Below are 5605 nucleotides of genomic sequence, written 5' to 3' on the forward strand. Positions count from 1 at the left end.
CCCGCCTTACAGCGATCGCATGGCCAGGGTCGCCAAGCTCGAAAAGACCGGCGATCACAGCGTGCGCTTCACCTTCAACGACAAGGCCGATCGCGAATTCCCGCTGATCATCGCGCTGACCCCGATCATCCCGAAGCACGCCTTCGACAAGGAGACTTTCGACAGGACGACGCTCAAGCCGGTGATCGGCAGCGGCCCTTATAGGATCGCGCAGGTGCAGCCCGGCCAGCGCATCGTGTTCAAGCGCAACCCGGACTACTGGGGCAAGGACGTCCCGGCCAAGCGCGGTTTCGACAATTACGACCAGATCACCATCGAGTATTTCCTCAACGCCAACGCCAAGCTCGAAGCGTTCAAGAAAGGCCTTTGCGCCATCGACGACGACAGTGATCCGGTGAAGCGCGAGCGCGATCTCGATTTTCCGGCCTTCCACAAGGGCGACGTCGTCGCCGAAACCTTCGACACCGGCATTCCGCCCGTGGTGACCGGTTTCCTGTTCAACACGCGGTTGCCGAAATTCGCCAACCCTGTCGTGCGGCGCGCGCTCGGCATGCTCTACGACTTTGAATGGGCCAACAAGAACCTGTTCGGCGGCAAATACACGCGCACGATGAGTTACTGGCAGAATTCCGAGCTTTCCGCGATCGGCCATCCGGCCGACGACAGGGAGAAAGCGCTTCTGGCGCCCTACCCCGGCCGCGTCCCGGCCGATGTCATGGACGGTACATGGCGGCCGCCGGTGACCGACGGATCGGGCCAGGACCGCCGCGTGCTGAAGGCAGCCTTCGATCTTTTGAAAAGTGTCGGCTACCACGTGCAGAATGGAACGATGCTCGATCCCGAAGGCAAACCCTTCAGCTTCGAAATCCTGACCGCATCGCAGGACGAGGAGCGCCTTGCCGGCATCTACCAGCGCACGCTGGAGAAGATCGGCATCGATCTCACCATTCGCAGCCTCGACGGCGACCAGATCCAGTCGCGCAAGCAGCGCTTCGACTTTGAGGTCCTGATCGGATCGAGCGGCTTCAACAATTCGTTGTCGCCCGGCATCGAGCAGAGCGGGCGCTGGAGTTCCGCCGCGGCCAGGACGGAAGGCTCGTTCAATCTCGCAGGCGTCGCCGATCCGGCTGTGGACGCGGCGATCGAGGCGATGCTGCGCGCCCGCTCCAAGGAGGATTATGTTGCCGCCGTTCGCGTTCTCGACCGGCTGCTGATCTCCGGCAACTACATGGTGCCGATGCAGCACAACACGCAGCAATGGATTGCCTACTGGAACTACCTGGAACATCCGCAAAAGACGCCCATATTCGGGTATCAGCTGCCAACATGGTGGCGCAAACCCAACTGAGGGATCAGGAGATCGAGATGAGCGAATTGAACGCCATCACCGTCGATGTGGTGTCCGATGTCGTCTGCCCCTGGTGCTTCATCGGCCAGAAGCGGCTCGACAGGGCGATTGCCGCCGTCGGCGATGTCGACGTGCATGTCCGCTGGCGGCCGTTCCAGCTCGATCCGACCATTCCGCCTGAAGGCAAGGACCGCCGCGAATACATGCTGGCAAAATTCGGCAGTGATCAGCGCATCCGCGAGATTCACGCCCGCATCGAGCCGCTGGGCGAAATCGAAGGCATCTCGTTCGCCTTTGACGCCATCAAGGTGGCGCCGAACACGCTGGATGCGCATCGGCTGATCCGCTGGGCAGGTGCCGCCGGCGAAGCCATTCAGAACAGGCTTGTGCGCCGGCTGTTCCAGCTGAATTTCGAGGAAGGCGCAAACATTGGCGATCATGCCGTGCTGGTCGAGGCGGCGCGCGAGGCCGGCATGGATGCGTCCGTGGTCGCCACGCTTTTGCCGACCGAGGCCGATGTCGAGGCGGTGCGCACCGAGATCGCCACCGCGTCGCGCATGGGCATTTCTGGCGTGCCGTGCTTCCTGCTCGAGGACAAATACGCGGTCATGGGCGCACAGGATGCCGACACGCTGGCCGATGCCATTCGCCAGGTGGCGGCCGCCAAGGCGCGCGGCGAACTGGACAAGGCCGGCTGAGCCGACCGCCCTCTCCTCTCCGCGACAGCAGCAAACGTTACTTCACCGTCGCTTTGGCCTTGCTGATGAAAAATCCATGGCCGTTCGTGGCGGTGCAGGTCAGTCCCTTGGTTGACGACTGGCACGAGAACGGCCCGGCGCTCCAGCTGTTGCCGTAGCCAAGCTTGTCGACATCGCTGCAGCAGCCCTGCTCGCCCGGGTTTTTGATCAGAGTGGCTGGCCCCTTCGGACCCAGGATAATCGTGACGTAGCTCGGCTCGACGCGCGAGCAACTCAGCTCCGGGCCGCCATCCTTTGGCTCATAGGTGCCGGTGCCGCCTTTGGCCGTGTAGATGCAGCCGATGTTGCCGGACGGCGTGTTGAACTCGATCTGGCCTTCGGCGCTGGCCGGGATGCTCTGCGCGCCGGCATGCGCCAACGGTACGAGGGGCAGCCAGGCGAAGAGGGACAGGATTGCGGCCGCGCGTGCAAGCATTGGGAGCTTCCTTGTTGGAGAACCGGACATGCATGAGTGTCGACGATGGCGGGCAAGGTTCAATCCCAGGTGGATGAATTGTCAAACGCAGTCCCTCAGCTGACCGGACAAGACGGAACGCGCCGCTCGATCGATTCTCCCGTCACTTCCTGCCCCTGGCAAGGACGACCACGGCATTCCTGGCGAGTCACGAACCGCAAATTTTCGAGCTCTCTGGGCCGTCCGCAGTGAGAAAACCGATCGCTCGACACGATTTCGAGTTCACGAAACCGTGTGAAAGCCTTCCCCAGGGGAAGCTCCATCGACGGCATTTTATTGAAGATCAAGTATCTGAAATCAATATCGATATTTTGATTATTGCCGACCGTTGTCGCTATATTTCAGCGTGTAATCTGTTGCCTCACGGCAACGGCTGCCGGGGCAATCCGGTCGGGCCGGTTTTAAATTAATGGAAAATGATCAATTGGTGTTACCATCCGTAACAAAAGAAAAAAGGTTTGGGCGGGATCGTGATTCGGGTCGGTAGACCATCGCAAGAGTCAGTACCGGAAAAAACACCTCGCGATGCCGCAGGGCGATCGCTTCTGACGCCGGTGTCGTCGATGCGCAGCTTCTGGGGCTTGATGCGGGCCTACTGGGTTTCCGACCGCTGGAAGGAAGCCTGGACGCTGACGCTGGTGATCGCGGTGCTCACCGCGCTGTCTAGCAAGGCCGGTGTCTGGTTCGCCGAAGCCTCCGGCGAACTGGTCAATTCGATCGCCTTCTTCCATGACGCCGCCAACACCACGCCGCTTCGCTCGCTGCTGGTCAATGCCGGCGTCCTCGTGCTGCTGGTCGTACTCAAGGACGCTGGCTTCACCGGCATCCGCAATCTTGTCTCGGCGACATTGCACCGCAAATGGCGCGGTTGGCTGGACAGCCGCTTCAATGAAGCGCTGCTGGATGGCAACCATACGCATTTCCATGCCCAGCATGCATCGACCGGCAGCGGCGCACCGGCCCCCGACAACATCGACCAGCGTGTCCAGGAATCCATCAAGGACATGACCGGGGGCGCCATCGGGCTCGCCATGGGCGTACTGGCCGTCGCCACCTCGCTCTTTTTCGTCGGCCAGAAGCTGCTCGAAAACTCCGTCGAGGTGAAGGGGCTGGAGTTCCTCGGCAGCTATGGCAGCGCCATCCTCGCCTTCCTGGCCGTCGCCACCTATGTGCCGCTGAACACATGGATCGCCGTCAAGCTCGGCGGCCTGCTCGAGCGCCTCAACGTCAGGATGCAGAAGGCCGAAGGCAGCTATCGCGGCGAGCTGACGACGTTCCTGCGCCGCTCCTTCCATGTCGCGGCGTCTCAGGGCGAAGGCGTGCAAAGGACCATGCATGGCCGGCTCTATGTCGATATCGACGGCACCTGGACGCGGCTGAACATCGTCAACACCGTCTATATGTCGTTCGAGCTGATCTATAATTTCATCGGCGCGCGCATTGTCGCCTATGGACCGGGCCTCGTGCCGTTCATCCACAACCGCCTCGATCTGAAGGGCTATATAACCGGCTCCGAGCTGGTCAATTCTCTGATCGGCCAGTGTTCGTGGTTCATCCACGTCATGCCCGCCATCGCCACGTTGCGCGCCAACAGCCAGCGTGTCACCGAACTGGCCAACGCGATCGAGAATGTCCAGCATCCGCAGGAATTCTACAGCCAGACCGGCCGCTCCGATTTCCACTACACCAGCCAGAACCCGGTTTTCGGCTTGACCATCCAGAAGCTCGAACTGGCGCATCAAGGCGAGGATGCGACGCCCTTCCTCAGCGCCGCCAATCTGCGCTTCCGGCGCGGCGAATGGACTTTCCTGAAGGGCGAGTCCGGCTGCGGCAAGACCTCGCTGATCAAGGCGATCAACGGCCTGTGGCCCTATGGCCGCGGCACCATCGTCTTCCCCGAAGGCGTGAAGAGTTTCTATGCCGCCCAGGAGGTCAAGCTGCAGCCCGTGTCGCTGAAGCAACTGGTCTGCCTGCCGGGCTCCGAGCACGACCATGGCGACGCGCAGGTGGCGTCGGCGCTGCACAAGGCCGGGCTCGGCGACTTCATCGAGCACATGGCCGACGAAAGCCGCGAAGGCAAAAGCTGGGACCAGGTGCTGTCGGGCGGCCAGAAGCAGAAGCTGGTGGTGGCTCGCATCGTGCTGCAGCAGCCGGGGCTGCTGTTCCTCGACGAGGCGACCGGCGCGCTCGACCCCGATGGCAAGGTCGCCTTCCACCAGGCCATCAAGGACAATTGCCCCGATGTCACCGTGATCAGCGTCATGCACGAGGCGGTTGCGCCGAGATCGATGACCGGCAGCGAATTCTATCACAGCATCGTCGCGATCGCCGACGGCGTCGCCACCAAGAAGCCGCTGGTTCCGACCCTGCCCGCCGAGCTCACCACCATTCTCGTGCAGCCAAGGCCGGTCCCAAGGCCGGTCGAAGACAAGTGGCTGCGCTTCTCGCGCCGGCTGAAGCAGAAATAACGGCTATTCCACCCCGGTCTGCCGAGGCGAACGGGGGTCGGCGATCACAGTCTCGCGATCTTGGCCGCTCGTCGGCATTTTCCCTCCTCACCGCGATTGACACGGCAAGGCGCGCTCCTATGTTGCGCCCGCTTGCAGATAGTAAAAACGCGAACCCGCAAGCGGAAAGGTCACCGCGCCATGCCTGGCGACAGTCACAGTCGAACGCAACAGCCGTCCGCCCTGACGTGACCTCACATGGTTCATGTCCTGCCGGACGGCAAGGAGTGAGCCATGAACGAAATTACCACAGTGGCAAGCGACGAAGCCGTCGCGATTGCCCGTATCCTAGCCAACGATCACGTCGCCGACATTGTCGAGGCCCTCAACAGGGAGCCTCGAGAGACCGCGACGGAACTGCTCTGTGAAGTGACGTTCGAACGTCTGGTCGAGATATTCGACCAGCCGGAACTCGACGGCGCGTCCGAACTCATGGAAGCGCTGCCGCGCGCCAAGGCGGGCAAGCTGCTCACTGCCATGTCGGTCGACCGGGCCGCCGACATCCTGCGCGAGCTGGAGGAGCCGGCCCGTTCCGAGC

General features: G+C 62.1%; 5 protein-coding genes. 4 read left to right on the plus strand and 1 reads right to left on the minus strand.

The genetic code is table 11. The annotated features are described in order from the left end of the window. Both EN964_RS22500 and EN964_RS22505 read left to right on the plus strand, forming a co-directional pair. Window positions 1–1348: extracellular solute-binding protein (locus EN964_RS22500; RefSeq protein ID WP_164775932.1), on the plus strand; the 1348-nt coding region annotated here is incomplete at its 5' end. 17 nt (window positions 1349–1365) lie between these two features. Continuing rightward, window positions 1366–2046, plus strand: a complete 681-nt coding sequence (locus EN964_RS22505; RefSeq protein ID WP_127272639.1) for a DsbA family oxidoreductase — start codon at window positions 1366–1368, stop codon at window positions 2044–2046. 37 nt (window positions 2047–2083) lie between these two features. On the opposite strand, the gene EN964_RS22510 is transcribed toward EN964_RS22505, so the two are convergent. After that, on the minus strand, window positions 2084–2521 hold the full coding sequence (locus EN964_RS22510; protein WP_127272122.1) for a hypothetical protein: 438 nt from the start codon (window positions 2519–2521) through the stop codon (window positions 2084–2086). A gap of 602 nt (window positions 2522–3123) precedes the next feature. Here EN964_RS22510 and EN964_RS22515 point away from each other — a divergent pair. After that, entirely contained in the window at window positions 3124–5028 is a 1905-nt protein-coding gene (locus EN964_RS22515; RefSeq protein ID WP_164749012.1) for an ABC transporter ATP-binding protein/permease, read from the plus strand. Between the two features lie 273 nt (window positions 5029–5301). Next, window positions 5302–5605 (plus strand): magnesium transporter MgtE N-terminal domain-containing protein (locus tag EN964_RS22520; protein WP_373565069.1); only part of this gene is annotated, 304 nt, incomplete at its 3' end.

The sequence above is a fragment of the Mesorhizobium sp. M7A.F.Ca.CA.001.10.2.1 genome (assembly GCF_003998575.1).
GTDB lineage: Bacteria > Pseudomonadota > Alphaproteobacteria > Rhizobiales > Rhizobiaceae > Mesorhizobium.